A 26,966-nucleotide genomic window follows, 5' to 3' on the forward strand; every position below is an offset into this window, starting at 1 on the left:
GTCAGCGCTGCCCGGCGTCACCGCGCAGCAGTTGATAGCCGGGGATATTGTCCTGCAGTGCGCGCAGCGGGTTCGACCCGAGCCGCGAGAGGCCGACGAACTCGAGCTGGAACATGAAGCGGGTCGTCGCCTCGCTCACGCCGGTGGACTCCCGCTCGACCACGAAGCGCCCGATCCAGCAGCCTGCGTCGTACTCGAAGCCCATCAGCGAGTCGGTGATGCGCTGGTCGCGCAGGCTGTAGTTCACGCGGCCCACCGCATACAGCGAGCCCCGGCAGCCCTTGCCGCGCTCGCGCTCGCTGGCGCGGAACACCGGCCATTGCCAGCCCACGTCGATGCGTTCGCTGGCGTTGCGCACCATGCTGTAGGTGGCCGCGACGGTGCGATAGGGGCCCGGCGAATAGCGCACCCCCAGGGTCGAACGGATGGTGCGCTGCAAGTCCGGGTTGTACTGGACCGCGCCGCTCACGCCCCAGTCGGGAATGAGGTGGGTCGAGCCGAGCAGCAGCACGTCGCTGAAACGCTCGTTGAACGGCACGCCCTCCGGCGTGATGCGCTGCTCGCGCAACAGGTAGCGTTGCGCCAGCCCCAGCCGCAAGGCTTCGCCGCCACTGCCCGGGTCGATGAAGCGCGTGTACGCCCCCAGCGTCACGTGGTGCGCGTCGGCCACGCGGTCCACGCCGGAGAAGGGGTTCTCGGCGAACAGGGTGGTGAAGTTGAAGTCCTTGACCGCGGTGTCGAACAGCGGGATGCGGGACTGGTCGCGGTAGGGGGTGTTCACGTAGAGCACGCGGGGCTCGAGCGTTTGGATGTAGCGGCGGCCGAACCAGGTGCTCTCGCGCTCCAGCACCCAGCCGGTGTCCACGCTCAGCGTCGGGATCAGGCGCGACTCGTCGCGCGCGGCGCCGGTGGCCGTCGCGTCGATCCGATAGCTGGCCGCATTGAACGCCACTTGCGGACGCAGGAACCACCCCGGCCCATCGACCACGGCCCACGCGAGCCGCCCGAGCGCATGCACGCGCGTCGCGTCCGGGCGGGCTTGCAGCGGCCCGTGGTCGTGCTGTACGAACCGGTTGACCTCGGCTTCCATGTCCAGGCGCCACCCGCCGTCCCACTCGAAGCTGCGGCGCATGCCCAGCTGCGGCTCGCGCGCGTACGGCGAATCGATGGGTGCCAGCGGGTCTTGCAGCACCTGCCAGCGGTGCACGCCGCCATAGACCTTCCAGTCGTTCACCCACCAGTGAGCCTCGGCGCGGCCGGGCAGCAGCCGCGGCGTCAGGCTGGGGATCTGGCGCTTCAGGTCCTTCCAGTAGTCGTCGTCGCTCACCCGGGTGAGGTCCGCCCGGTAGGCGCCTTCGTATGCGGTGCGCCCCTCGTGCTGGAAGTGCAGCAAGCCCCGATCGCGGCCGGCGATGCGGTCGCCGGGCAGCACGTGGGTGTAGATCTCGCCGCGGAACCGAGGGTGCAGGTAACGGAACTCGGTGCCCAGCGCGACGCCCCGCTTGGTGATGACCGTGGGGGTCAGCGTCATGTCGCGCTGGGGGGCGATGTTCCAGTAGTAGGGCACGCCGACCTCGAGGCCGCTCTTGCTGTCCAGGTGCAGGTTGGGCGGCAGCCAGCCGGACTTGCGCTCTTCCGTGAGCGGGAAGCTCAACGCCGGCGCGGCCAGCAGGGGCACTCCGTAGAAGGTGAGCACCGCGCCTTCGGCCACGCCCTCGTTGCGTTCGAAGTCGAGCTTGACGCGGCTGGCCCGCAGCAGCCAGGCGTACTCGCCTTCGTCGTCGGGGGTGCAGCTCGAGTAGGTGGCCTGCGTGGCAGCCAGGCGGTCGCGGCCGAGGAAGTCGATGCGCTCGGCCCGACCGCCCGCCTGTGTGGCCGAAAAGAAGTAGGTGGGCTCGAGGAAGAAGCCTTCGTATCGCTCCACCTGCAACTGCAGCTCGGGTCCGGTGAAGACGTTGCCGTCGCGCGTGACGCGCACGTGCCCCCGCGCCCGGGCGATGCCCTGGACGTGGTCGTACTCCACCCGGTCCGCCCGCAGCGTGGTCGGCCCTCGGCGCAGGTCCACGTCGCCCTCGGCGATGGTCTCGAGGTCCGGGCGCCCCCGCAGTTCACGCGCCTCGATCGTCACCGGCAGGCGATCCTCGTCGGCGGCGTCGGTGGGCGCCTGCGCCCAGGCAGCGGCCGTGCACCAGGCGGCCGCCCATGCGAGCGGTCTCAGCGCCCAGGCCCGAAGCGCGCCCCGGCCCGTTCGGAACGGTGGCACCCGGCGCGCGAGGGCGCGGACCCCAGGATTCGGCTCGAACGGAACGGACGACAGGCGCAGCAAGACGGAACCGTGAACGACGACGAGGGCAGGAAGGGGGGCGCGGTCGACGCGCAGTGCGGCGAGCCGCCGGAAGAAAGGGCCCGAAGGCCCCTCGGTAGAATCGATTATTCCACGAGCCCCGCCAGCGCCCGTTGCATCTTGCAGCGCCCCGCGGGCCGCCCGCGGCAGGCGGAGGCACCGCCGCCGCATCACCCCTGGAGCACCCCCGACGATGTCGACCTCAGCTGTCGCCTGGACCGACGACGCACGCCGGCAGGCGTTCGAACGATGGATCACGAGCCTGGCCGGCGAGGGGCTGGCTCTGGCCACGCTGCGGCCCGCCAGCGCCGACGCGAGCTTCCGGCGCTACCTGCGCATCGACGGCGACGCCGGCTCGCGCATCGTGATGGACGCGCCCCCGGCGCACGAGGACTGCCGGCCTTTCGTGCGCGTGGCGGCGCTGTTGCGCGGCGCCGGGCTGAACGCCCCCCAGGTGCTGGCCTGGAACGAGGCCGAGGGCTTCATGCTGCTCAGCGACCTGGGCTCGACGACCTACCTCCGCGCGCTCGATGCCGACACCGCGCCGCGGCTGTACGCCGATGCGACCGATGCACTGGTGCGCCTGCAAGGCATCGCGGCGCGCGACCAGGTGCCCCCCTACGACCGCGAGCTGCTCACCCGCGAGTTGCAGCTCTTTCCCGAGTGGTACATCGCGCGGCACCATGGCCTTGCGCTCAGCGACACCGAGCGGGCGCAGCTGGACCGCATCTTCGAGCTGCTGCTGTCCAACAACCTCGCGCAGCCCCAGGTGCTGGTGCACCGCGACTACCACTGCCGCAACCTGATGGTGTGCGAGGCCCCCGGCAACCCGGGCATCCTGGACTTCCAGGACGCGGTGTGGGGCCCGGTGACCTACGACCTCGTCTCGCTCCTGCGCGACGCCTACATCGAATGGGACGAGGAGCAGCAGATCGACTGGGCGGTGCGCTACTGGGAAAAGGCCCGCAAGGCGGGCGTGCCGGTGGCCACCGATTTCGGCGAGTTCTGGCGCGACTTCGAATGGATGGGGCTGCAGCGGCACCTCAAGGTGCTGGGCATCTTCTGCCGCCTGTACCACCGCGACGGCAAGGACGGCTACCTCAAGGACCTGCCGCTGGTGTGGCGCTACGCCCATCGCGTGGCGATGCGCTACAACGCCTTCGCCCCGCTCGCGCGCCTGCTGGAACGGGTGGAAGGCACCGAACGGCAGTACGGCTACACCTTCTGAGCCGTCGGGGCCACGGCGGCCCCCTGCCGCGGCCTGCTCTCTACGTCCCTGGCTCTTTCAAAGCCAGCGCGGCGGGCCCGCTGCCGGCCGCCTCGGAGCGGGCCGCTTCAGAGGGCACCGCGCGCGTTTCGCAGCCGGCCGCCGCCAGCCAGGGGTCGCGGTCCTCCGCGGCGAAGGTGGCGATGAGGAAGTCCATGAATGCGCGCGTGCGCGCCGGCACGTACTTGCGGCTGGGCATCGCCGCGTAGATGGTCAGCGTCATGATGCGCCACTCGGGCAGGATGCGTTCGAGCGCATGTTCCAGCAGCGCGTCCTCGACGATGAAGGACGGCAGGCCCACGACGCCCAGGCCGGCGAGGGCCGCGGCATAGAGCGTGTCCACGTGCGAGGTCGTCAGCGCCGCGCGCGGCTCGATCTCGACCGCCTGCGGCGAGCGCGCCCGCCCCGGGCACTGCTCGAACCGCCACACCCTCGGCGCGCTCGGCAGGTTGGGCACCAGGCACTCGTGGTGCACCAGCTCCTCGGGGCGGGCGGGGCGGCCGTGGCGATCCAGGTAGCTCGGAGCGGCGCAGGCCACCACATCGGTCGTCGCCAGCCGGCGGGCGACGAAGTCGCCGTCGAGCGGCCGCGGCCCGACGATGAGGATGGTGATGTCGTAGCCCTCGTCGGCGCTTTCGAGCGGCCCGGCCGCCGTGAGATCGACGGTGACCTTGGGGTACTGGGCGCGGAAGGTCGGCAGGTGCTTGGCCAGTTGATGCACCGCGAACGATGCCGGCACCAGGATCCGCAGGTGCCCCTTGGGCTCGGCCACGAGCGAGCTGGCCAGCGCCTCGGCCTCCTCCACCTCGGCCAGGATCTGCCGCACCCGCTCCAGGTAGGTCTCGCCGACGTCGGTGAGGGCGAGGCGCCGCGTCGTCCGGTGGATCAGCCGGGCGCCCAGGTGCGCCTCCAGGTCGGCCACCAGCCGGGTCACGACCGCCGGCGACAGGTCCAGGGCGCGGGCCGCGCCGGCAAAGCTGCCTTCATCGATCACCTTGGCGAAGACACGCATGGAATGCAAACGGTCCATCCCGATTCTTTCGGCTCGTTGCGGAAGTCGCAATTATTCGCGGCCCCGGGGCGTTCGCGGGGTGAGGGTTCACTGACTGAAGGGAGGTCACTAACCGGTTTTTAAGGGCAGGGTGACTCCCTACAGTTCACGAACGATGGGCACAAACGACCGCGCTTGCGACTCACCGAGCGGGACATGACGGCGACGCGCCGCCTTGTGCCGCGCTTCGTCCCTCACCGCATGGAGAGTTGATCATGTCTGCCAAGAAAGCGTTCGTGGCCCTCGCCGTTCTGCTGGCCGCCGCCGGCGCCTCTGCCCAGGAGGCCACCTGCGTCGACCGGAACTTCGGGCGTGCCACCCCGTCCGACAAGACGCGCGCCGAAGTGCGCGCGGAACTGCGCACCGAGATCGCACAGGCTCGCGCGCGGGGAGAAACCATCCCGGCACTGTCCGGTGAGGCGACCGTCGTCACGAAGCCGCCTCCCGCAGTGGCCATGGCCCGCAGCCGCGAGGACGTCCGCCGCGAGGTGGCCGAGGGCGCAGGCCTGAGCAGATCCGACCGCATGGGCTGCTGATGCCCGGTCGAGCCGGCCATCGGCTTGGCTGAGGGCCGTACTCTGGTGACCCGTCCCGGTGCCCCGCCCCCCTCCAGGGGCGGGGCGCCGGGCTGTGCGGTGGTGCGAAGCCGCCTGGGGCGCCGCCGAGAGCCGCTCGGTTTGGCACACTCTCGGCCTCATGTCCTCCAAGACCTCCGTGCGCCTCCACGTCCCGGCCGCGCTGGCTGCCGGCCTCGTCTTCACCCTGCCCCCCGGCCCGAGCCGGCATGCGCAGGTCCTGCGCCTGCAGCCGGGCGACGACGTGCGTCTGTTCAACGGCGAAGGCGGCGAGTGGGCGGCACGCATCGTGAGGATGGGTCGGCAGGCGGTGGACGTCGAGGTGAGCGCTTTCCATGCGGTGGACCGCGAAGCGGCCCGCCCGGTCCTGCTGGCCCTGGGCATGCCCGCCAACGACCGGATGGACACCGTGGTCGAGAAGGCCACCGAACTCGGGGTGCACGCCCTCCAGCCGCTCGTGTGCGAGCGCTCCGTCCTGCGACTCAGCGCGGAGCGCGCCGAGCGCAAGGTGGGGCATTGGCAGGGCGTGGCGACGGCGGCGGCCGAACAATGCGGCCGCACGCGCGTGCCCGTGGTGGCGCCCGTGCGCGAACTGCGGGAATGGCTGTCTGGGCCCTTGCCTGCCGACGACGCACCGACGGCCCGGCTTCTTCTGAGCCTGGCTCCCGGCGCACGGACGTTGCCGGCGCTCGGTCTCACGGGCGCCGAGCCGGTCGTGCTCCTGAGCGGCCCGGAAGGCGGACTCACCCCCGCGGAAGAGGCGCTGGCGCTCGCGCGCGGTTGGACGCCGGTGAGCCTGGGCGCGCGGACCTTGCGCGCCGACACGGCGCCGCTGGCGGCCCTGGCCTGGCTGATGCTGCAATCGAGCTGACGCCCGGGGGGGGGGCGCCGGCCCTACGCTCGAGACCGCCCCCCGCTCAACGCCGGGGCACCGAGGACGGTGAGGGCGTGCGCTCCTCGCCGCTGCGTGTCTGGGCGTCGAGGCCTCGTGCGGGCGACTCCGCCACCTGGGGCAGCCCCTCGCCGACCTCGATCAACTCCTCGATGATCATGCGGCCATACCGCTGCGCGCGGGTGGCACCGTGCTCCCGCGCGATGCGGGCGACGCGCCCGGCGTCCTCGCTCCCCTTGGCGGGCACCACGAGGAAGTGATGCCCCGCCTGCGCCAGCTCCCGGTGCGCTCGCACCAGGTTCAGCTCCTGGCCCACCGCCGCCACCGGGCTCGCCTCGTGCAGCTCGCGGTCGGCCTGGGCCATCATCTCCTCGGGCCGGTAGCGCGCGACCTGCTCGGCCTCCACGCCCTCGCGGCGCAAGTCCTGCAACGCAGCTTCCAGCGCCTCCTCGGAGGGAAAGGCGATCACCACGTGGTTGACGGGCTTGAACGCCCCGAAGCTCTCCGGTGGGCGCGTCTTGTCCATGGCAGCTCCTCGTGCGATGGCCGCCGCCGGAGTCGAATCCCGGGGCCGCCTGCCCCGTTCCAGCAGTGCGCGTGCCCGCACGCCGGGAGCCCGAAGGGCCGCGCGAAGACTAGCTCGGCATCGCCGCGAGCACGGCCGCCACCGACGCCGTGAGCTTCTTGCCGTAGGGCACGTGCAGGAACTCGTTGGGCCCGTGGGCATTGCTCTTGGGGCCGAGCACGCCGCACACCATCATCTGCGCGCGAGGAAAGCCCGCCTGCAGCATGTTCATGAGGGGGATCGTGCCGCCCTGCCCGATGAAGCCCACCGGTGCGCCGTAGAAGGTGCGCGAGGCCTGGTCGAGCGCCTGGTGCAGCCAGGACGCCAGTGCGGGCGCGTTCCAGCCGGTGGCGGCATGGTCGGGCTCGAAGGTCACGCGCGCCCGGTAGGGCGGGTCGACCTCCAGCAGCCGCTTGAGCTCGTGCATGGCCTGCACGCCGTCGACCAGCGGGGGCAGACGCAGCGAGAGCTTGAACGCCGTGTAAGGCCGCAGCACGTTGCCCGCGTTCTCCAGCGCCGGGAAGCCGTCGGCCCCGGTGATGGACAGCGCCGGCCGCCAGGTGCGGCGCAGCAGCGCTTCGGTCGGATCGGTCGTCGTCGGCAAGGTGAAGCCGCCCTCGGCACCGCACGCCCAGGGGTATCGCTTCCAGACCTCGTCGCCGAGGATGCGCGCCGCCTCGCGCGCCTGCTCGATGCGATCGGCCGGGATCTCGCAGTGGAAGCCGGCCGGCAGCAGGTGGCCGTTGCGCGCGTCCTCCAGGCGATCGAGCAGCTGCCGCAGGATGCGGAAGCTCGAAGGCACGAGGCCGCTCGCGTCGCCCGAGTGCACGCCCTCGGTCAGCACCTCGACCTTGAGCGTGCCGACGGCCAGACCGCGCAACGAGGTCGTCAGCCACAGCTGGTCGTAGTTGCCCGCGCCGGAGTCGAGGCACACCACGAGGCCCACGTCGCCCAGGCGCGGGCGCAGCGCCTCCAGGTAGTGGGGCAGGTCGTAGGAGCCACTTTCCTCGCAGGTTTCGATGAGGCCCACCACGCGCGGGTGCGACACGCCGGCGCGCTGCAGGCTCTTGAGCGCGGTGATGGACGCATAGACGGCATAGCCGTCGTCGGCCCCGCCGCGCCCGTAGAGGCGGCCGTCCTCGAGCTTGGGCGTCCAAGGTCCCAGGTCGCTGCGCCAGCCGTTGAACTCCGGCTGCTTGTCCAGGTGCCCGTACATGACGACCGTCTCGGTGCTGCCGGCACGGGTGGCCGGCACCTCGAACCACAGCAGCGGCGTGCGCGGGCGTCCCTGCGCATCGGTGAGCCGCACGATCTCGAGCTGCAAGCCCTCCACTTGCTGGCTCTCGACCCACTGGGCCGCCTGGCGCACCACGGCCTCCAGGTGACCGTGCTCTGCCCAGCGGCTGTCGAAGCCCGGCGACTTCGCCGGCACGCGGATGTAGTCCTGCAGGGCCGGGATGATCTCGCGGTCCCAGACCTCGTCGATGCGGTCTTGCAAGGCGCCCGGTTCGGGCAGGGGCAGTCGTTCGGGAGCGTTCATGATGCGGCGAGGCGGGGAGCAGGCGCTGACGGCGCGGGGGCTCAGGCGGCGGGAAAACGGGCGGACAACCAGGGCTCCAGCACGCGGAAGACCTGCTCTCGGTCCGGCTCGTTGAGGATCTCGTGGTACATGTGCTCGAAGCAATGCGCGTGCACGGCGTGCGCCGGCGCGGCTCGTGCGAACCGGGCGCTGCCGGCGGGGGCGACGAGGCGGTCCTGGCCGGCCCACATCAGCAGCGTCGGCACGGTCCAGCCGCTGGCGCGTTCGAGCACGAAGCGGCCGGCGTCCACGATGAACCGCACCAGCCGGGGGGTGACGCGGTCGTGCACCAGCGGGTCACTGCGGTAGGCCTCGACGACCGCCGGGTCGCGGCTGATGCCGTTCACGTCGAGCCCGTTGGGCACGGCGACCCCGGGCGCGAGCGCGTGCGAGACGGCCAGCAGCGCTCGGTTGAAGGCCGACAGGCCCGGATCCAGCGCGGGCGAGGACAGCACGAGGGCCTCCACCGGCCGCACCGCGTCGGCGACGAAGCGCGCCGCGACGAGCCCGCCCATGCTGTGGCCCAGCAGAGCCAGCGGAGCCGCGCCGCGCGCGCGCACCGCGTCGACGACCGAGGCCAGGTCGGCGACCAGATCGAGCGGCCGCTGCAAACCGCCCCTCGCCCCTTCCGAAGCCCCGTGCCCGCGATGGTCGTAGCCCACCACGGCGTACCCGCGCTCGGTGAGCCAACGGGCCACATGCTCGTAGCGCCCCACGTGCTCGCCGAGCCCGTGGACGATCAACACCGTGGCTCGTGGCCGCACCGACGGCGACCACACCCGTGCGTGCAGACGCGTGCCGTCCGCGGCCCGGAATTCGGGGAACTCTCGCGCGTTCATGGGGTCAGTGTAAGCACAAGGCCGGCCGCCGCCCACCTCCACCGAGGGTGGCACACCGATTGCATCAAGCCGGCAGGACAGGTTTACGACGCCCCGGACACACCACCGGCACGCTCTCTCCCTCTCCGACCCTCCCTCACCTAGCTTGGGCATGACCGGGTCCGGGGCGTCTTTTTAAATGACAGGGGCCACGTTGCAAAGCGTCGCCGAAGGAACGCTTTGCAGCACACGTGGAAAAAAGTACCGCCGCCGGGCGGTGCCTTTCCCCCAGTCGGCCGGGCCTGGGTGCCCGACTCAGCCGCGCGTGAACTTGAAGACGGCCACGCTGGCCAGCAGGTTCGGACGGAAGCGCACCACGCGGCCACGTTGGATGCCGAAGGCATCGAGCACCTGCAAGCCGTTCTTGCGCGCCAGCACCTCGAAGTCGGCATAGGTGCCCACGCGGATGTTGGGCGTGTCGTACCACTCGTAGGGCAGTGCCCGCGTGACCGGCATCCGGCCCGAGGCCACGCGGAAGCGGTTGGGCCAGTGCGCGAAGTTCGGGAAGCTCACGATGCCGATGCGCCCCACGCGGGCCGTCTCGCGCAGCATCGCCTCGGTGTTGCGGATGTGCTGGAGCGTGTCGAGCTGCAGCACGACGTCGAAGCTCTGGTCCTCGAAGATCGAGAGTCCTTCCTCGAGGTTGAGCTGGATGACGTTGACGCCGCGCTCGACGCAGGCGAGCAGGTTCGCGTCGGAGATCTCGATGCCGTAGCCGGTGCACCCCTTGCGGTCGCGCAGGTAGGCGAGCAGTTCGCCGCGGCCGCAGCCCAGGTCCAGCACGCGCGAGCCGGCCGGGACGAGCTCGGCGATCAGTTCCATGTCCTTGCGCTCACTCATCGTCGCGCCCTTCCTCGATCTCGCGTGCGATGCGCTCGTAGTACGCCCGCACCACCGCGTGGTAGCGCGCGTCCTCCAGCAGGAAGGCGTCGTGCCCGTGGGGCGCGTCGATCTCGGCGTAACTCACGTCGCGGCGGTTGTCGAGCAGCGCCTTGACGATCTCGCGCGAGCGTGCGGGCGAGAAGCGCCAGTCGGTGGTGAAGCTCACCACCAGAAACTTCGCCCGCGCGCGCGCCATCGCGCGGCTCAGATCGCCGCCGTGGTCGCGGGCCGGATCGAAGTAGTCGAGCGCGCGCGTGATCAGCAGGTAGGTGTTGGCGTCGAAGTACTCGCTGAACTTGTCGCCCTGGTAGCGCAGGTAGCTCTCGATCTGGAACTCGATCTCTTGCGTGCTGTAGGCCAGCTCGGCGGCGCGCAGGCTGCGCCCGAACTTCTCGGCCATCGCATCGTCGGACAAGTAGGTGATGTGGCCGATCATGCGTGCCACGCGCAGCCCGCGCTTGGGCACCACACCGTGCTCGTAGTAGTGGCCACCGTGGAAGTCCGGGTCGGTCACGATCGCCCGGCGGGCCACCTCGTTGAACGCGATGTTCTGCGCCGAGAGGTTGGGCGCGGTGGCGATGGCGATGCAATGGCGCACCCGCTCGGGAAACTGCAGCGACCAGCTCAAGGCCTGCATGCCGCCGAGACTGCCGCCCATCACCGCGGCCAGCGTGCGGATGCCCAGGCGATCGAGCAGCAGCGCCTGGGCCTGCACCCAGTCCTCCACCGTGACGACGGGGAAATCCGCGCCGTAGGGCTTGCCGGTGGCCGGGTTGGCGTGCATCGGGCCGGTCGAGCCGAAGCATGAGCCCGGGTTGTTGATGCCGATGACGAAGAAGCGGTCGGTGTCCAGCGGCTTGCCGGGGCCCACCAGGTTGTCCCACCAGCCCTCGCTCTTCGGGACGCCTTCGTAGGTGCCCGCCACGTGGTGCGAGGCGTTGAGCGCGTGGCAGACGAGCACCGCGTTGCTCTTGTCCGCGTTGAGGGTGCCGTAGGTCTCGTACACCAGGGTGTAGTCGGCCAACTGCGCGCCGCTGCGCAACCGCAGCGGCTCGGCGAAGTGCATCGATTGGGGAGTGACGTGTCCGAGCGAGGCCATGTGCGCGACAAAAAACCCGGCTCGCCAACGAAAGGGGCCGGGTTTGCACACGCCCTCTTTAGCTGAACTTGTTAAGCGCCCGCAAGCCGGACAAATCGGCGCTGGGCGGCAGTATAGCGGGGCCGCCCGATCCCGGCCTCGGGCCCACCGGTGGGCCCGAGGCCGGCCCACCGACAGGTCGATCGGGCCGGCTCGCGTGCGGGCCGCCGCTTCTAGCCCTGCGACGCCCCGTGGCACTTCTTGTACTTGCGCCCGCTGCCGCAAGGGCACGGGTCGTTGCGCCCGGGCGTGGCGGCCTTGCGCACCGGCTGGACCGGCTGGCTCGCCGCACGCTGGCGCCAGAAGTCGCGCAGGTCGTACACGGCCCACAGCGCATCGGCCAGCCGCTCGTCGCGGCTCATCTCGCGCACCTCGGGCGGCAGCTCGGCATCATCGGCGGCCAGCGCCTCGAAGGTCTGCAGGCAGCCGTCCACGAATTCGTTGCCCTCGTCGTCGGCGGGCAACAGCCAGTCGTCTTCCAGCGCGTCGACCGCCTGCAGAAAGCCGCTCGCCCACAGCGCGCCGAAGGCCGGCACCTCGCCGAACTGGCGGCGCTCCTCGTCGGTGAGCTCCGCCAGCACCGAGGGCCAGTCGGTCAGGAGCGGCCCGAGCGCGCGCTCGTCGTCCAGGCGTTGTACCGGCGCCTCGATCGCGCGACGCACCTGCTCGAACCGGCGCTCGATCAGGCCCCAGGCCTCCTCGGCCTGCGCCGCGTCGGCGAACGGCGGGGTGTCTCCCAGCACGCGGGGCATCAGCTCGCGCCAGGCCGACGGGCACGGCCCGCAGGCCAGGGCGGCCAGCACACCGTCGAGCTGTTCCAGGTCAGGGACGGCTTCGCTGCGCTCGGCACAATCGGCGAGCAAGGCGTCGAGCCGGTCCAGGTCGGCGTCGTCAAGAGGGGTAAACGAAGGCTTCATCGCATGTCCATCGAGAGCAGCGCCCATTGTCGCAGCAGGCCAGTCGTGGGAAGATCGGCCACGGTTTGGCCCCCGGCGGCCGGGCTTCCTGACACTTGCAGTCTGTCGTGCTGACCGTATACCTCGTCGAAGACGATCCGCTTCTCGCCCGCCACGTGCTGGGCGCCTTCCAACGAGCCAGCGACGTGCGGTGTGTCGGGCATGCGGCCCGGCTGTCCCAGGCCCGCGACGAGCTCCCCCTGTTCCGACCGGACGTGCTGCTCACCGACCTCGGGCTGCCCGACGGCGATGCCATCGACCTCATCCGCGAATTCGGCTGCACCGACGTCGCATGGCGGCCGAACATCCTCGTGTTCTCGGTCTTCGGCGACGAGGTGCGGGTGCTGGAGGCCATCGAGAGCGGTGCGGATGGCTATTTCCTGAAGGGCTGCAGCGACCCGGAGCTGCTGGACGCCGTGCGCGGGGCCGCCCGGGGCGAGTCCCCGATCTCGCCGGGCATCGCGCGCCAGGTGCTGCGGCGGCTCGGGGCGGCTCCTGCTCATGCCGCTGCCGGTGGAGCGCGCCTGTCGCCCGCCGAGCAGGCGGTGCTGCGCCTCGTCGCCCAGGGCTATGTGACCGAGGAGGTCGGCGAGCGCCTGATGATGACGGCGCACACCGTGGCCACCCACGTGCGCGCCGTGTACGGCAAGCTGCAACCGGCGCGCACCGAGGTCCTGGCCGGGTCGGTGTCGTGATCGCGGCCGGCCACCGCACCGCCGCCCCCGCCTCGTGGCTGCAGCGCTGGCTGCGCCGGCTTCTCCTTCTCGCCTGGGCGGCGGCGTGCCTGGGGGTTGCTCCTGCCCACGCACTGTCGATCGAGTTGCGCGAGGCCTGGCTGCGCGAGGCCGCACGGCCCGACGCGCCGGAAGCCCGGGTGTCGCTGCCCGATCCGTGGGAGCACACGGCGCCCTCGCGCGCCGGCTCGGCGAGCTACCGCCTGCAGGTGCCGGATGCGGTGGCCGCCACCGCGCGCCCTGCGGTGTTCCTGCGCCGGGTGGGCAACGTCTTTCGCGTGCACCTGAACGGCCACCTCGTGCGCGAGGTGGGCCGCGAGCAGCATCCGCTGCCCAACTACAACCAGGAGCCGGTGTACGTCGCGCTGCCGCCGTCGCTGCTGCGGCCTGCGGGCAACGAGCTCGTCATCGAGGTGACCGGCGAGCCGCGCCGCGAGGCGGGCTTGTCGAGCGTGTGGGTGGGCGACGCCGACGCGCTGGAGCCGATGTACCGGCGCGCGCACGACGTGCAGGTGCGCGGAGCGTGGATGATCGCGGCGGCCAGCGCGACGATGGGCGTGCTGGGACTGCTGGTGGCCTGGCGCACCCGGCAGTCGGTGTACGGCTGGTTCGGGCTGGCGAACCTGATCTGGGCCTGGCGGGCCGGCGCGCTGCAGGTCAACGACGGCCGGTGGTGGGCGTGGCTGCTGCAGTGGGCGTTCGAGTTCTCGTACAGCCTGTTCATCGCCGCCATCGGTCTGTTCCTGCTCGAGATGGCCCGCCGGGCCACCTCCGGCGCGCGGCGGTTCTTCGCGGGCTATGTCTGGGTGTCGCTTGCGCTGTCGCTCACCCACGCCGCGTTCAACGTGCCGGTGATGCGCACCGTGAGCCTGGGGCTCACGCTCGCCGTCGCCGTGGGGATGACGCTGTTCCTCGCTTCCATCGCGTGGCGCCAGCGCGACCGAGGCGCCGCGCTGCTGGCCGCGAGCGTGGGGCTGTGTGCCGCGGTGGGCGCGCGCGACTGGATCGTGTTGCGGCTGATGCACGACTACGGCGCCTACACCTGGGCCCGCTACGTGATCGTCGTGCTGATGGTGGTGATGGCATGGCGCCTGGTCGAGGATTACGGCCGCACCTTGCGCGAGCTGCGCGATGCGAACCGGCACCTCCGCGAGGCGGTGGAGGCCAAGCAGCGCGAGCTCGAGCAAGCCTTCGAGGCGCAGCGCGCGATCGAGCGCCGTCAGGCGGCCACCGCCGAGCGCGACCGCATCCTGCGCGAGATGCACGACGGCCTCGGAGGGCGCCTCGTCGGCGCGATCGCACTGGCCCGGCAGCTACAGCAGCACGAGGCCCCGGCCCGGGCCCTGGTGGGCGAGTTGCGGCAGGCGCTGGACGATTGCCTGGTGGAGTTGCGGCTGTCGCTCGACTCGATGGACACCGAGCCGCGGTGCCTGAGTGAAGCACTGGCCGAGCTGCGCTTCAGGGTGGAGCCGTCCTTGCGTGCGGCCGGCATCCGGCTGGTGTGGAACCTGCGCGACGACGCAGCCGACGCGATGCTGCCGCCCACGGACACCCAGCAGGTGCTGCGCATCATGCGCGAAGCGCTGACCAACGTCATCAAGCACGCGCAAGCGAGCGTGGTCTGGCTGGAGCTGGCGCGCCGCGAGCACGGGCTCGAACTGACCGTACTCGACAACGGGCTGGTCCAGCGCGCCGCCGAGCGTCCGCGCACCGCGCCCCTGCCGGGCGGCAAGCGCGGGCTGGCGAACATGCGCCACCGCGCCGAGGCGATCGGCGCACACATCGAGATCGGACCCCACCCGGAGGGCTGGGTCGTGCGGCTCACGCTGCCGGCGGGGCGGTGTCGATGAAGCTTTGCCGTTGCGAAAGCTTGTCGTAGAGCTTGCCGAGGTTGGGGTAGTCGCCCCGCCAATCGATGTGCGAGAAGCGGAAGTCGAGGTAGCCGAGCGCGCAGCCGACCGCGATGTCGGCGAGCGTGAAGTGGTTGCCCGCGCACCACGCGCGGTCGCCCAGCCCCTGGCTCATCGCCTTCACCGCGGCATACACCTTGTGCATCTGGCGGTCGATCCAGGCGGCGCTGCGTTGCTGCTCGGTGCGCCCGGCCCAGGTCTGCTCCAGCCGCGCGAGGATCGCGGCGTCGAGCAGGCCGTCGGCCAGCGCCTCCCAGGTGCGCACCTCGACCCGCTCGCGGCCCGAGGGGGGGATGAGCTTGCCCACCGGCGAGAGGGTGTCGACGTATTCGACGATGACGCGCGAATCGAACACCGCCTCGCCGCCTTCCATCACGAGGCAGGGGACCTTGCCGAGCGGATTGGCCTGGGTGATCGCGCTGCCAGGCGCCCAGACGTCCTCGAGTTCGAGCTTGTAGTCCAGCTTCTTCTCGGCCATCACGATGCGCACCTTGCGCACGTAAGGGCTCGTGAGCGATCCGATGAGTTTCATGGGTGGAATGGGGATGTCTGCGTGCGATTCTAGGCCGTCGCCGCAGCCGGCGCCGGCACACCCACCCTTGCCGGGGCACCTAAAATTCGGGGTTTCCCCGCCCACCTCCTTCTCGGCCCCTGCGGCCGCACTGCCATGGAACTGTCCGCGCTCTCCGCCCTGTCGCCGCTCGACGGCCGCTATGCCTCCAAGCTCGCCGCGCTGCGGCCGCTGCTCAGCGAGTACGGCCTGATGCATCGTCGCGTGCAAGTCGAAGTGGAATGGTTCATCGCGCTGTCGGACGCGGGCTTCGCCGAGTTTGCGCCCTTGAGCGAGGGCGCGCGCTCCCGGCTGCGGGGGCTGGTGGAGGCCTTCTCGCCCGCCGACGCCCAGGCCATCAAGGACATCGAGAAGACCACCAACCACGACGTCAAGGCGGTCGAGTACTGGCTCAAGTCGCGCTTTGCGGGCGACGCGGAGCTGCAGGCGGCGGGTGAGTTCGTCCACTTCGCCTGCACCAGCGAGGACATCAACAACACCTCGCATGCCTTGATGCTCAAGACCGCGCGGCAGGAAGTGCTGCTGCCCGCCCTCGACCGCATCGTCGCCAAGCTGACCGAGATGGCGCACCGACTGGCGGACCAACCGATGCTGAGCCGCACCCACGGCCAGACGGCCAGCCCCACCACCGTCGGCAAGGAGATCGCCAACGTCGTGGCCCGGCTGCGCACCGCGCGCGAGCGCATCGCCCAAGTCCCGCTGCTGGCCAAGATGAACGGCGCCGTGGGCAACTACAACGCGCATCTCGCCGCCTACCCTCAGCACGACTGGGAGGCGTTCAGCCGCCGCGTGGTGGAAGAGGCGCTGGGCCTCACCTTCAACCCCTACACGATCCAGATCGAGCCGCACGACTACATGGCCGAGCTGTTCGATGCGGTCACGCGCGCGAACACCATCCTCATCGACTGGTCGCGCGATGTCTGGGGCTACATCAGCCTGGGCTACTTCAAGCAGCGCACCAAGGCCGGGGAAATCGGCTCGTCGACGATGCCGCACAAGGTCAACCCGATCGACTTCGAGAATGCCGAGGGCAATTTCGGGCTGGCGAACGCCGTGCTGACCCACCTCGCCCAGAAGCTGCCGATCAGCCGTTGGCAGCGCGATCTGACGGACTCCACGGTGCTGCGCAACATGGGCGTGGCGCTCGGCTATGCCGTGCTGGGCTACGACTCGCTGCTGCGCGGGCTGGACAAGCTGGAGGTGAACCCGCCGGCCCTGGAGGCCGACCTCGAGGCCGCCTGGGAGGTGCTGGCCGAGCCGATCCAGACGGTGATGCGCCGCCACGGCCTGCCCAACCCCTACGAGCGGCTCAAGGAGCTGACACGCGGCAAGGCGATCGACCGCGAGGCGATCCAGCAGTTCATCCAGACGCTGGAATTGCCCGAGGCCGAGAAGGCGCGTCTGCTCGCACTGACGCCGGCCACCTACACCGGCTTGGCCGCCAAGCTGGCGCGGCGCATCTGAGCGACGCGAGGCGGCCCCCGGGCAGCGGCCGTTCCCGCTGCGGTCGGCGGGGCCGGGGTGGGCCGCGAGCGAGGCCTCCTACGTGATCACCCGGCGCTGCCCGGCCACCGAGCCCGCCGCCGCGGCCGCCGCGGTGACGAGGGCGAACAAGGCACCCACTCCGTGCCAGGTGCCGCTCCAGTCGTGGAGCAGGCCCACCGCGAGCGGGCCCAGCGCCGCGAGCGTGTAGCCCACGCCCTGGGACATGCCCGACAAGCGGGCGGCGGTGAGCGCGTCGCCCGAGCGCAGCACGATCAGCAGCATCGCCACGCTGAACTGCCCCCCCTGGCCCAGCCCGAGCAGGATCACCCAGAGCCAGACGCTGCCCAGGGGCGCATAGAGGCAACCGAGCAGGCCGATCAGGGCGAGCGTCAGCATCAGCCAGAGCGTGGGCCGCTGGTCGCGCCCGAGCCGGGTGGCGAGCATCGGGCCCGTGAAGGCGGTGACGAGCTGCACCAGGACCGACAGCGACATCAAGCCGCCGGCGGCCAGCGCGGTGAGCCCGCGATCCACCAGGATGGGTGGGAGCCAGCCGAAGACGATGTAGGCGAGCGACGACTGCAAGCCCATGTAGAGCGTGACCGCCCAGGCGAGCGGGCTGCGCATGAGGCGCACCGGCGTGCCGGGCGCAGGCGCGATCCGGGTGTGCCCGCGCAACTGCGGCCACCAGACGAGAGCCGCGATGAGCGCGAATCCGCCCCACGCGGCGAGTGCCGGGCGCCAATCGCCGAACGCGTCGCGCAGCGGGACGGTGAGGCCCGCGGCGGCGGCCGCGCCGAGGCACAGCGCCATCGTGTACAGGCCCATCATCAGACTCGCCCGCTCGGGGAACTCGCGCTTGACCAGCCCGGGCAGCAGCACCCCGATCACGCCGATGGCCGCCCCGGCCAGCAAGGCGCCGGCGAAGAGGCCAGCGGTACCGAACTGTCCGCGCACGGCAGTGCCCAGCGCCAGCACGAACAGCACGCCGAAGACCGCACGCTCGGCGTCGAAGCGGGCCGCCAGCCGGGGGGCCAGCGGCGCGAAGAGGCCCAAGCACAGCACCGGCAGCGTCGTCAGCAGCCCCGCATGCGCCGCCGTGAGCCCGAGGCTCGCTTGGATGGACGCGAGCACCGGGGCGACGCTCGTGAGCGCCGGACGCAGGTTGAGCGCCACGACGACCAGGCCCGCGACGAGCCACGCCGTCCGCGCGGGCGGCCGGGCGGGCGGGCTCATCGGAAGGGCGAGCCGGACGGGCCAGGCTGCGCGTCGTGCTGGAAGGGGTCGAGCGCGTCGAGCACGGGTTGCAGCAACGCGCGGGTGGCGGCGACCGCGCCTTCCGGGTCCTGCCGGACGATGGCCTCGCACAGCTCCACGTGCGAGGCGTAGTCGGGCTCCGGCAGATCGCTGGCTTCCATCGTGGCCTGCACCGTCGCGCGCACCGCGCGTTCGAAGAAGTGATAGAGCTTGGCGAGCGCCGGATTGTGGGCCGCCTCCACCACCGCGCGGTGGAAGGCAAGGTCGTGCTCGACGAACACGCTGCGCCGGCGGCGGTTGCGCTGCTCGCCGCGCAAGGACAGCGCCGCGCGGATGCGCTCGAGGTCTTCGGGGGTGCGCCGCTGCGCTGCAAGACGGGCCGCCTCGACCTCCAGCATCGCGCGCACCTCGAGATGCTCGCGCAGCGAGGCGCGGCTCAGCCCGTGCGCGACGTCGCTCGCATCGACCGCGGAGCGAACGTACGTGCCGTCGCCCTGACGGACCTCGAGCACGCCGCTGAAGGCCAGCACGCGCACCGCCTCACGCACGGTGTTGCGGCTCACGCCGAGCTCGGCTGCCAGCTCGGGCTCGATCGGGATGCGTTCGCCCACGCGCCATTCGCCGCGTTCCAGTCGCTCGCGCATCGCGCTCACGGCCAGATCCACCAGCGAACGGCGGGGCTCGGAACGGACATCGGGCATGGCAGGCTCCGCAGACAGACCGCTCAGACCGCTTCGCGGGCGCCGCTGCAGGGAGCGGGCGCTCGGCGCGCGGGCGGGCATATTCATTGGATGATTCTAGGCGACCTCGGGCCGGCTCGTGCAACGGGCTCGTGCAACGGGCTCGTGCAACAAGCTCGCGCAACGAGCTCGCGCAACAAGCTCGCGCAACAGGCTCGCGCAACAGGCTTGTGCAATAGAAGTTGCCGCTCGAAGGCCTGGGAGCGGGAGCGACCTTCCTGGGCCCTCGGGAGGGGGCGGGCCTGCGCGGTGCCGAAGGCGACGGGGAAACGTGCCGGCCGGGAGGGTGTCGCAACGGCGATTGCGGCGAAGACGCGGCTCCTAGAATGCCGGGATGCACTTCCTCGACATGCTGCGCCAGGCCGAGCGCCTGAACGACTCCCTGCTGTGCGTGGGGCTGGACCCGGACCCCGAGCGCCTGCCCGGCGCCTGGCAGGGCGACGCGTCCCGCTTGTTCGACTTCTGCGCCGCGATCGTGGACGCGACCCGCGACCTGGTGATCGCCTACAAGCCTCAGATCGCCTACTTCGCTGCCCACGGCGCCGAAGCCCAGCTCGAGCGCCTGATCGGCCACATCCGCCGCGTCGCCCCCCGGGTGCCGGTGATCCTCGACGCCAAGCGCGGCGACATCGGCTCCACGGCCGAGCAGTACGCGAAGGAGGCCTTCGTGCGCTACCAGGCCGACGCCGTCACGCTCTCGCCCTTCATGGGGTTCGACTCCGTCGAGCCCTATCTGCGCTATCCGGACAAGGGGGCCTTCCTGCTGTGTCGCACCTCCAACCCGGGCGGCTCGGACTTGCAGAACCAGCGATTGGCCGACGTGGACGGGCAGCCGCGCGTGTACGAGCATCTGGCCCGGCTGGCCCAGGGCCCCTGGAACACCAACGGGCAGCTGGGGCTCGTCGTCGGGGCGACGTACCCGCAGGAGATCGAGCGCGTGCGCGAACTGGCCCCCACCGTGCCGCTGCTGGTGCCCGGTGTAGGGGCGCAAGGCGGGGATGCCCGCGCCACCGTGCGGGCCGGCTACCGCGCCGAGGCCGACGGCACCCCCCGCGGGCTCGTGATCGTCAACTCCTCGCGCGCGGTGCTCTACGCGAGCGGTGGGGCGGACTTCGCCGCGGCCGCCCGCGCAGCGGCACAGGCCACGCGCGACGAACTCAACGCCGCGCGCCGCTGACGAGGGCGGGCGGCCGAGCCGCGGGCCGAGCGCCGCGCCTTCATCTTCGCCCCCGGGGCTTGCGCCCCACCCCCCGCGGGGGTGTCGGCGCGGCTCCGGGCGGCCGAGCGCCCCGCCTCCTCAGGCCACCGGCCGGCGAGGCGCGGCGGCGATGAGGGGCAGGCCGCGCACGCGCTCGCCGGTGAGGGCGAACCAGGCGTTGGCCACTGCGGGCGCAATCGGCGGCGTGCCCGGTTCGCCGACGCCTCCGGGGGCCCGGCTGCTGCGCACGAGGTGCGTCTCGATCTGCGGCGTGTCGGCCAGGCTGAGCAGCGGGTAATCCGGGAAGTTGCGCTGCTGCACGGCGCCCCCGACGATGTCGATGCGCCCGTGCAGTGCGGCACTCAGGCCGAAGACGATCGCGCCTTCCATCTGCTGCTGCACGATGTTGGGGTTGACCACCGTGCCGCAGTCGATCGCGCACACCACGCGATGCACGCGCGGGCGGCCCTCGCTGCGGGAGACCTCGACGACCTGCGCGACGATGGAGCCGAAGCTCTCGTGCAAGGCCACGCCCCGCGCCCGTCCCGCCGGCAGCGGCCGGCCCCAGCCGGCACGTTCGGCCGCGAGTTTGAGCACCGCGCGGTGCCGGGGCTTGTCTTCCAGCAGCGCCAGACGGAACGCCACCGGGTCCTGGCGCGCCTCGTGCGCGAGTTCGTCGATGAAGCTCTCGCAGAAGAACGCGTTGTGCGAGTGCCCGACGGAGCGCCAGTAGCCGATCGGCACCCCGCTGCGGGTGGCCCGGTGAGCGATGCGCTGGTGGGGGATCGCATACGGGTGGTCGAACAGGCCTTCGCTGGTGGTCTTGTCCGGCGCGTCCACCGGGCCGGCGAACTGCGGCAGACCGCGCTCCATCCAGCGGGGCGAGATCGCATCGCCCGCCGTCACGGCCTCCAGCCGCAGCGGAAGGCCGTCGTCTGCGAGCTCGGCGCGCAGCACGGCCGCGGCCGCCGGGCGGTAGAAGTCGTGCATGAAGTCCTCTTCGCGCGGCCAGACGAGCTGCACCGGCCGGCCCCCCATCTCGAGCGCCACGCGCACGGCCTGGGCGACGAAGTCCACCTCCAGCCGACGGCCGAAGCCGCCCCCCAGCAGCGTGACGTGCACGGTGACGCGCTCGCGAGGCACACCCGCGATGCGGGCGGCGGCATCTCGCGCCAGCGTCGGCACCTGGGTCGGCACCCACAATTCGACGCCGCCATCGCGCACGCGGGCCGTGCAGTTCATCGGCTCCATCGTCGCGTGGGCCAGGTACGGGGCCGTGTAGGTCCGCTCCAGCGAGCGGCTCGCGGCCGTCGCGGAGTCACGGGCCTGGCCGCGACGGTGGAAGGTGAACCCTTCGCCAGCCTCGAGCGCGCGTCGGGCGATCGCTTCGAGCTCACGCTCGATCGCGGCGCTGTCGAGCAGCCCGCGGTGCGGATCGTGCGGCGGCGGGCTCCACTCCACGGACATCGCCTGGGCGGCACGCATCGCATGCCAGGTGGTGCGCGCCACCACCGCGAGCCCGGCCGTGGACCCGGCCAGAGCCCCGAGCCGGACGACGCGCTCCACCCCCGGCATGCGCAACACCGCGTCGAGGTCGGCGCGCGCGACGCCCCCGCCGAGCATCGGGCACATGCGCACGGCGGCGTAGCGCATCTCGGGCAGCCGCACGTCCATGCCGAAGACGGCCGTGCCGTCGCACTTGGCCGGCACGTCCGTGCGCGGTGCACTGCGGCCGATGAGCTTCCACGTCTGGGGGGGCTTGACGCGCACCTCGGAGACCGAGAGGGCCGCAGCCTCGCGCGCCAGCTCGCCGAAATGAGCGCTCGGCCCCGACGCATGGCTGATCACCCCGTCCACCACACGCAGCTCGGCCGCCGGCAGCCGCCACTTGAGCGACGCCGCCCCCAGCAGCTGGGCGCGGGCCGTGGCGGCTGCCAGGCGCAGCGGCTCCCACGCGTCGCTCACGGAGGTCGAGCCGCCGGTCATGCTGATGCCCAGTTCGCGGGCGAGCTTGGTCACCATCCAGTGCGACAGCAGCACCGTGGCGCCTTCCTTGCCCGGCTCCTCGTCGGCAGGGTGGAACGGCAGCATCGCGAGGAAGGCCGCCACGTTGCCGTAGATGGCATCGGTGCCCGCCTGCTCGAGCCGCACTCGCGCCAGCGGCACGTCCAGCTCCTCGGCCACCAGCATCGGCAGCGCCGTGTGCACGCCTTGCCCCATCTCGCTGCGATGCATGGCGAGACCGACGTCGCCGTTGGGGTGGATCTTGATCCACCCGTTCAGGCCCACCTCGCCCTCGCGCACCGGCAGCGTGTGGCGGTCGCCCAGGCGGCTGCGGGGCGGGAGGATCCCCCAGCCCACCACCAGCGCGCCGGCCACCCCTGCGGCGCTGAGGAGGAAATGCCGCCGCTTCATGCCCACCCCGCCGCCTTGCGCCGCGGCTGGCCGCGCAACTCGCGGGCCGCCGTCTTGATCGCCTCGCGCACGCGCGGGTACGTGCCGCAGCGGCACAGGTTGGTGATCGCCTCGTCGATCTCGGCATCGCTCGGGTCCGGCCGCTCGTCCAGCAGGGCGGCGGCGGCCATCAGCATTCCCGACTGGCAATAGCCGCACTGGGGCACCTGGTGCTCCGTCCACGCCGCCTGCAGCACGTGCAGGCGGTCCGACTTGAGTCCCTCGATCGTCTGGATCGGCTGGCCGCGCACCTGACCGAGCGGCGTGACGCAGGCCCGCACCGCACGAGGGCCCACGCGCACCGTGCACGCGCCGCACGCCGCGACGCCGCAGCCATACTTGGTGCCCGTCAGCCCCAAGACATCGCGCAGCGCCCACAGCAGGGGCATCGCCTCGTCCACCTGCTCGTCGGGCAGGCGGTGAACCGCCCCGTTGACCTGGATTTCCATGCCGTCGTCTCCTCTCCCACCGCCGGCGGCGACGGGTCCATGACGGCATTGTGCGGAATTGGCCGCGCCGCACCAGTGCGGGCATCCAACTTCTGCCCCGGACTCCGTTCTTGCGACGGGCGGCGGGGCCACCGGCCGGCGCGCCGCGGCGGCCGGCGCGCGTGAACGTCGATTCACACAGCGTCGGCTTTTCGCCACAGCGTCGCGCGACGGTCGGCCCTTGGGGGCCACCCGAGGGCGGCACCGCGCACCCGTGCCGCGGCGCCCCAGCCTCGTCAGGTTCAGAAGGTGAAGTCTTCCGTGGCGCTCGGGGGCAGCGTGACGTCCGCCGTCTTCGGATCCGCGCCGGGCACCGACGCCTCGATGCGGTACTGACCCGCGACGCCGGGCGCGTCGGCGAACGTGGGAGTGACCGCGCCGGCCGTGTAGGTCGCCACACGCGGCGCGGCGGTCGCCAAGCCATTGAGCGCGTACGCCTTGGAAGGCTCGTTCTCGGCCCCTGCGACGCGGACCGCGGCCACCTCGACACGCCCGCCGCCGACGTTCTGCAGCGCGCGCACCGTGGCGTCGATGCCGCCGGCGGGCGCCGGCGACTGGACGATCGTGCCGGTCACGTCGGCGGTGCCGGACGCCTGCATCGCGATCGGAGCTGCCTGGGTGCTGACCGTGGTGACGCCGCTGCCCACGGGCACGCCGGTGACCACCGCGGTCTTCTTCCCGGGCCCGGCGAGGACCAGCGTGTAGGTGCCCTGCGGGACCGGCGACAGGAAGAAGCGCCCGTCGGCCGCGGCTTGCGTCGAGCGCACCACCACGCCGGCCTGCTGCAGCGACACGGTCGTGCCGGCCGCGCTCGCGTCGACGTACCCTGCCACCGCCTGGGCCGTGCCGGCCGCGAGCGGGATGACCGAGATGACCGGCTTGAGGAGGTACTTGCCGGAGTTGCCCGCCTGCACCACCGACTTGCAGGCGTCGAAGTCCAGCACCACATCCAGCGTCTGCCCGGCAGCCACGTCCAACTGGGCATGGAGCTTGAGGCCGCTTTGCTGAGAGCTCGGGGTGTGGAGCGCCTGCTCCTCGCCGTTCACGACCACGGAGTTGGCGTAGGGCGCCGTGCCACCGTTGGCCGCCAGGATCAGACGGATCTGGCTGTAGCGACCCGCGGGCAGCGCCGTCTGCCCCAACTCCTCCAGGACCCCGTTCGTCAAAGACAGCAGGTCGATCCGACGCGCGGGCGTCACGTCGATGTGCGACCAGCCGCCGTCGTCCGGCAGGGCCGACGGACTGCGGTGGATGCTCACGCGCGTCACCGTCACGTACACGTGTTCATAGCAGCTCGGCGCATCGGTGAGCGAGACGCGCACGATCCCGGTGCCGCCGGAGCCGGCACCTCCTCCACAGGAGGCCAACCAGAACGCCATGGTGGCCATCATCCAGGGACGCAGCCACGCGGTCATCTTCGCGAAGAACTCCATAAGCACCTCGTGTGCGGGTTCCGAAGCCCGTCAAATGGGAAATTCGCCCATTATTCTCCCCCACGGGCAGAGCCTCCCGGTCTTGGTGTTTCAAGCCGTAACCTGCCCGGCCGTCGTCGGTGGATGCCGGACGGCGGCCAGCGTCACACCGGCAAAGGCGCCCCGTCCAGAAACGCGCGCAGCTGACCGGGTTCGAAGGGGATCCATGGTTCGTCGGCCGTCAGCGGCTCCGTGACGATCACGGCCACCCGGTCGTTCGGGGTGGTCACCTCCGCGAAGTTCACCGTCATGTCCTCGTCCTGGAGCCGGGCCGTGCTGAAGGGGTGCTGTCGCACCAGGTAATGCAGGCGCGTCGAGCAATGGGCCCACAGCGCGTGGCCGTTGCTCAGCATGAAGTTGAAGGTGCCATGACGCGCCGGGACTGCGGCCAGCTCGCGCAAGGTTTCGGTGAGCTCCTGCGGGCTCGGTACGCGGGCGTGGTTCTTCGCCAACTCCTGCATCAGCCAGCAGAAGGCGCGCTCGCTGTCGGTGTCGCCCACCGGGCGGAAAGCGGCGTGAAGCCGGGGCTCGAAGCCTTGGAGGTCGCCGTTGTGAGCGAAGACCCAGTAGCGGCCCCACAACTCGCGGACGAAGGGGTGGCAGTTCTCGAGCCCGACGGGGCCTTGCGTGGCCTTGCGGATGTGGGCGATGACGTTCGTGCTGCGGATCGGGTAGCGGCGCACGAGATCGGCCACCGGGGAACGCACCGCCGCTTGGTGATCGACGAAAAGCCGCACGCCCCGCCCTTCGAAGAAGGCGATGCCGAAGCCGTCCGCGTGCTCCTGCGAGCGCGTGGCAAACCCCGTGAAGCTGAACACGATGTCTGTCGGGGTGTTGCAGTTCATGCCGAGCAGTTGGCACATGGCTGGCGCGCAGTTCGGGAGCACTGCCGTGCATGGTAATCCCCTCGTCATCGCGCCCCGCCGCCGGGGCGCGAGGCCCCCTTTGTGACCAATGGTGAAGCCTTCCTCTCTGCGCTGACACATTTGTGCCATCTGCGTCCCCCGGCATCACGGGGACGACCTGCGGGACGTGCGCCACCACACTGTGCAGGCAACGGACGCCCCGGCGCCCGGCATCACATACACCCACGGAGGACTTCGATGACGCGGAAGACATTGCGTACCTTGTGGCCCACGGCACTCGCCCTCTCCCTGGCGGCGTGCGGTGGCGGAGGCGGTGGAGACGACGACAACGGCTCGGGCGGAGGGCAACTGCCGACGCCGACCGCCTACACGAAGCAATGGGGCACGGCCAGCAACGAAACCATCATGGCGGTGAAGACGGACGGGCAAGGAAACGTCTATGTCTTCGGCATGACGGCGGGCACCCTGAGCGGCCAGTCGTCGCGGGGCGGCGTGGACCTCGTGCTCACCAAGTACGGCCCGGACGGCCGACTGGCGTGGGAGCGTCAATTCGGCTCGTCGGGCAACGACGAGGCCGGCGGCCTCACCGTCGATGCCCAAGGCCGCATCATCGTCGCGGCCACCGTGCAGGGCTCGGTCGAGGGAGAGCCGCACGCAGGGGGACCGGACGTGCTGGTGGCCGCTTTCGGCAGCGACGGCCAGCGTCTGTGGACGCGCCAGTGGGGCACGAGCGGCGGCGATGTGGGCAAGGCGGTGGCCGCGGCTCCAAGCGGCGAGATCCTCGTGACGGGTCAGAGGAACGGCGGCGCTTTGCTCGTGTTGAAACTCGCCGCCGATGGCAGTACGGTGGCCGACCTCTCCCGCGTCGAGGACACCGCGACCGAGGGCCATGGGATCGCAGTGTCCGGCAATTCCTTCTACGTGACGGGCAAGACGACCCACGGCATGGACGGGAAGAGCTATGCGGGCGGGCAAGGCGACGCCTTCATCACCAAGCGCCGCACCTCGGACGGCACGCGCGAGTGGACGGATCTGATCGGCACGGCGGCCGATGAGGGCGCGCGCGCGTTGGCGGTCGATGCTTCGGGCAACGTGCTCCTCACGGGCTACACGCACGGCGCGCTCGGCGGCGGCACCGCCGACTCGCGCGGCGACATCTTCGTGGCGAAGTACAACGCCAGCGGCACCCGGCAGTGGCTGCAACGCACCGGCTCCACGGCCGAAGACGCGGGCTACGCGATCGCCACCGACGCGCAGGGCAACGCCTATGTCGCGGGCCACAGCGCAGGGTCGTTCGCCGGCACCACGGCGCTGGGCAACGTCGACATGGTGCTGCTCAAGTACGACGGCGGCGGCAACCCGCTGTGGGTGCGCCGGCTGGGCTCGGCGTTGGCCGACACCGCGTGGGCGGTCGCGACCGACGCTCAGGCGCGCGTCTACCTCGGTGGACAGACCCTGGGTGCCGTCGACGGACTCGTCTCGCAGGGTGGGATGGACATGGTCCTGGCCCGCTACGACGCCTCGGGCAACAAGCAATGAGGGCGGCGTAGGAGCGCGGCAAGGGCGGCGCCGTTCGCAGCGCCGCTCCGCCCCCGGGGGAGCGGGAAGCCCCGTTTCTCGGCCTCGCCGTGGCCGAGGGTCTGCGCGCGCAGGTCTTGCTTCCCCTG

Annotated in this window: 23 protein-coding genes and 1 riboswitch; of the genes, 8 read left to right on the forward strand and 15 right to left on the reverse strand. The window is 71.4% G+C overall.

Annotation, left to right across the window (positions count from 1 at the left end; all coding sequences use genetic code 11):
• Position 1: 1 nt before the first annotated feature.
• Complete coding sequence (locus OMP39_RS00860; protein ID WP_264892940.1) at positions 2–2,263, reverse strand: LPS-assembly protein LptD; 2,262 nt, start codon at positions 2,261–2,263, stop codon at positions 2–4.
• Between the two features lie 274 nt (positions 2,264–2,537).
• Here OMP39_RS00860 and OMP39_RS00865 point away from each other — a divergent pair, with 274 nt between their 5' ends.
• Complete coding sequence (locus OMP39_RS00865; protein WP_264892941.1) at positions 2,538–3,572, forward strand: aminoglycoside phosphotransferase family protein; 1,035 nt, start codon at positions 2,538–2,540, stop codon at positions 3,570–3,572.
• A gap of 40 nt (positions 3,573–3,612) precedes the next feature.
• Here the strand turns inward: OMP39_RS00865 and OMP39_RS00870 are convergent, their stop codons facing one another.
• Positions 3,613–4,641, reverse strand: a complete 1,029-nt coding sequence (locus tag OMP39_RS00870) for a LysR family transcriptional regulator (protein WP_264892942.1) — start codon at positions 4,639–4,641, stop codon at positions 3,613–3,615.
• A 236-nt stretch (positions 4,642–4,877) separates the two neighbouring features.
• Here OMP39_RS00870 and OMP39_RS00875 point away from each other — a divergent pair, with 236 nt between their 5' ends.
• Positions 4,878–5,198: a DUF4148 domain-containing protein gene (locus tag OMP39_RS00875; protein WP_264892943.1), complete on the forward strand. Its 321-nt coding sequence runs from the start codon at positions 4,878–4,880 to the stop codon at positions 5,196–5,198.
• A gap of 160 nt (positions 5,199–5,358) precedes the next feature.
• Complete coding sequence (locus OMP39_RS00880) at positions 5,359–6,108, forward strand: 16S rRNA (uracil(1498)-N(3))-methyltransferase (protein WP_264892944.1); 750 nt, start codon at positions 5,359–5,361, stop codon at positions 6,106–6,108.
• A 46-nt stretch (positions 6,109–6,154) separates the two neighbouring features.
• On the opposite strand, the gene OMP39_RS00885 is transcribed toward OMP39_RS00880, so the two are convergent.
• The 6 genes from OMP39_RS00885 to OMP39_RS00910 form a co-directional block, all read right to left on the reverse strand.
• Positions 6,155–6,655, reverse strand: coding sequence for a hypothetical protein (locus tag OMP39_RS00885; protein WP_264892945.1), 501 nt, complete (start codon positions 6,653–6,655; stop codon positions 6,155–6,157).
• A 109-nt stretch (positions 6,656–6,764) separates the two neighbouring features.
• Positions 6,765–8,234 carry a M20 family metallopeptidase gene (locus OMP39_RS00890; protein WP_264892946.1) on the reverse strand — a complete coding sequence of 490 codons (1,470 nt, stop codon included), beginning with the start codon at positions 8,232–8,234 and terminating at the stop codon, positions 6,765–6,767.
• A 41-nt stretch (positions 8,235–8,275) separates the two neighbouring features.
• A complete protein-coding gene (locus tag OMP39_RS00895; RefSeq protein ID WP_264892947.1) occupies positions 8,276–9,112 on the reverse strand; it encodes an alpha/beta hydrolase in 837 nt (278 codons plus the stop codon).
• A 294-nt stretch (positions 9,113–9,406) separates the two neighbouring features.
• On the reverse strand, positions 9,407–9,991 hold the full coding sequence (gene metW, locus OMP39_RS00900; protein WP_264892948.1) for a methionine biosynthesis protein MetW: 585 nt from the start codon (positions 9,989–9,991) through the stop codon (positions 9,407–9,409).
• Complete coding sequence (gene metX / locus OMP39_RS00905; protein ID WP_264892949.1) at positions 9,984–11,132, reverse strand: homoserine O-succinyltransferase MetX; 1,149 nt, start codon at positions 11,130–11,132, stop codon at positions 9,984–9,986. Before metX ends, metW begins: the two co-directional genes overlap by 8 nt.
• Positions 11,133–11,169: 37 nt before the next feature.
• Positions 11,170–11,244: riboswitch (SAM riboswitch) on the reverse strand.
• Positions 11,245–11,344: 100 nt separating this feature from the next.
• Positions 11,345–12,088, reverse strand: a complete 744-nt coding sequence (locus OMP39_RS00910) for a YecA/YgfB family protein (protein ID WP_264892950.1) — start codon at positions 12,086–12,088, stop codon at positions 11,345–11,347.
• 107 nt (positions 12,089–12,195) lie between these two features.
• On the opposite strand from OMP39_RS00910, the gene OMP39_RS00915 reads away from it, so the two are divergent.
• Both OMP39_RS00915 and OMP39_RS00920 read left to right on the forward strand, forming a co-directional pair.
• Complete coding sequence (locus OMP39_RS00915) at positions 12,196–12,822, forward strand: response regulator (RefSeq protein ID WP_264892951.1); 627 nt, start codon at positions 12,196–12,198, stop codon at positions 12,820–12,822.
• Positions 12,819–14,711, forward strand: a complete 1,893-nt coding sequence (locus OMP39_RS00920) for a sensor histidine kinase (protein ID WP_264892952.1) — start codon at positions 12,819–12,821, stop codon at positions 14,709–14,711. The genes OMP39_RS00915 and OMP39_RS00920 overlap by 4 nt, the downstream gene beginning before the upstream one ends.
• Here the strand turns inward: OMP39_RS00920 and OMP39_RS00925 are convergent.
• Positions 14,683–15,303 (reverse strand): glutathione S-transferase N-terminal domain-containing protein, encoded by a 621-nt coding sequence (locus OMP39_RS00925; RefSeq protein ID WP_264892953.1) that lies wholly within the window; start codon positions 15,301–15,303, stop codon positions 14,683–14,685. The two genes, OMP39_RS00920 and OMP39_RS00925, sit on opposite strands and share 29 nt — an antisense overlap.
• 135 nt (positions 15,304–15,438) lie before the next feature.
• Between OMP39_RS00925 and purB the strand changes: the two genes are divergently transcribed.
• Complete coding sequence (gene purB / locus OMP39_RS00930; RefSeq protein ID WP_264892954.1) at positions 15,439–16,806, forward strand: adenylosuccinate lyase; 1,368 nt, start codon at positions 15,439–15,441, stop codon at positions 16,804–16,806.
• Positions 16,807–16,884: 78 nt separating this feature from the next.
• Here purB and OMP39_RS00935 read toward each other — a convergent pair whose 3' ends face one another.
• Together OMP39_RS00935 and OMP39_RS00940 are read right to left on the reverse strand one after the other, a co-directional pair.
• Positions 16,885–18,060: a CynX/NimT family MFS transporter gene (locus OMP39_RS00935; protein WP_264892955.1), complete on the reverse strand. Its 1,176-nt coding sequence runs from the start codon at positions 18,058–18,060 to the stop codon at positions 16,885–16,887.
• Positions 18,057–18,782 carry a FadR/GntR family transcriptional regulator gene (locus tag OMP39_RS00940; RefSeq protein WP_264892956.1) on the reverse strand — a complete coding sequence of 242 codons (726 nt, stop codon included), beginning with the start codon at positions 18,780–18,782 and terminating at the stop codon, positions 18,057–18,059. The genes OMP39_RS00935 and OMP39_RS00940 overlap by 4 nt, the downstream gene beginning before the upstream one ends.
• Before the next feature lie 373 nt (positions 18,783–19,155).
• Here OMP39_RS00940 and pyrF point away from each other — a divergent pair, with 373 nt between their 5' ends.
• Positions 19,156–19,998, forward strand: coding sequence for an orotidine-5'-phosphate decarboxylase (gene pyrF / locus OMP39_RS00945; protein WP_264892957.1), 843 nt, complete (start codon positions 19,156–19,158; stop codon positions 19,996–19,998).
• Between the two features lie 120 nt (positions 19,999–20,118).
• Here the strand turns inward: pyrF and OMP39_RS00950 are convergent, their stop codons facing one another.
• The 4 genes from OMP39_RS00950 to OMP39_RS00965 all read right to left on the reverse strand — a co-directional run bounded on the left by OMP39_RS00950 (position 20,119) and on the right by OMP39_RS00965 (position 25,296).
• Complete coding sequence (locus OMP39_RS00950; protein WP_264892958.1) at positions 20,119–22,434, reverse strand: xanthine dehydrogenase family protein molybdopterin-binding subunit; 2,316 nt, start codon at positions 22,432–22,434, stop codon at positions 20,119–20,121.
• A complete protein-coding gene (locus tag OMP39_RS00955) occupies positions 22,431–22,922 on the reverse strand; it encodes a (2Fe-2S)-binding protein (protein WP_264892959.1) in 492 nt (163 codons plus the stop codon). Before OMP39_RS00955 ends, OMP39_RS00950 begins: the two co-directional genes overlap by 4 nt.
• A gap of 281 nt (positions 22,923–23,203) precedes the next feature.
• Positions 23,204–24,394, reverse strand: a complete 1,191-nt coding sequence (locus OMP39_RS00960) for a DUF4382 domain-containing protein (protein ID WP_264892960.1) — start codon at positions 24,392–24,394, stop codon at positions 23,204–23,206.
• A 143-nt stretch (positions 24,395–24,537) separates the two neighbouring features.
• Positions 24,538–25,296, reverse strand: coding sequence for a class II glutamine amidotransferase (locus OMP39_RS00965; RefSeq protein WP_264892961.1), 759 nt, complete (start codon positions 25,294–25,296; stop codon positions 24,538–24,540).
• A gap of 240 nt (positions 25,297–25,536) precedes the next feature.
• On the opposite strand from OMP39_RS00965, the gene OMP39_RS00970 reads away from it, so the two are divergent.
• Positions 25,537–26,838 carry an SBBP repeat-containing protein gene (locus OMP39_RS00970; protein WP_264892962.1) on the forward strand — a complete coding sequence of 434 codons (1,302 nt, stop codon included), beginning with the start codon at positions 25,537–25,539 and terminating at the stop codon, positions 26,836–26,838.
• The last annotated feature ends 128 nt before the right edge of the window (positions 26,839–26,966 follow it).

It is taken from the genome of Schlegelella aquatica, from assembly GCF_026013905.1.
GTDB classification, from domain to species: domain Bacteria; phylum Pseudomonadota; class Gammaproteobacteria; order Burkholderiales; family Burkholderiaceae_C; genus Caldimonas; species Caldimonas aquatica.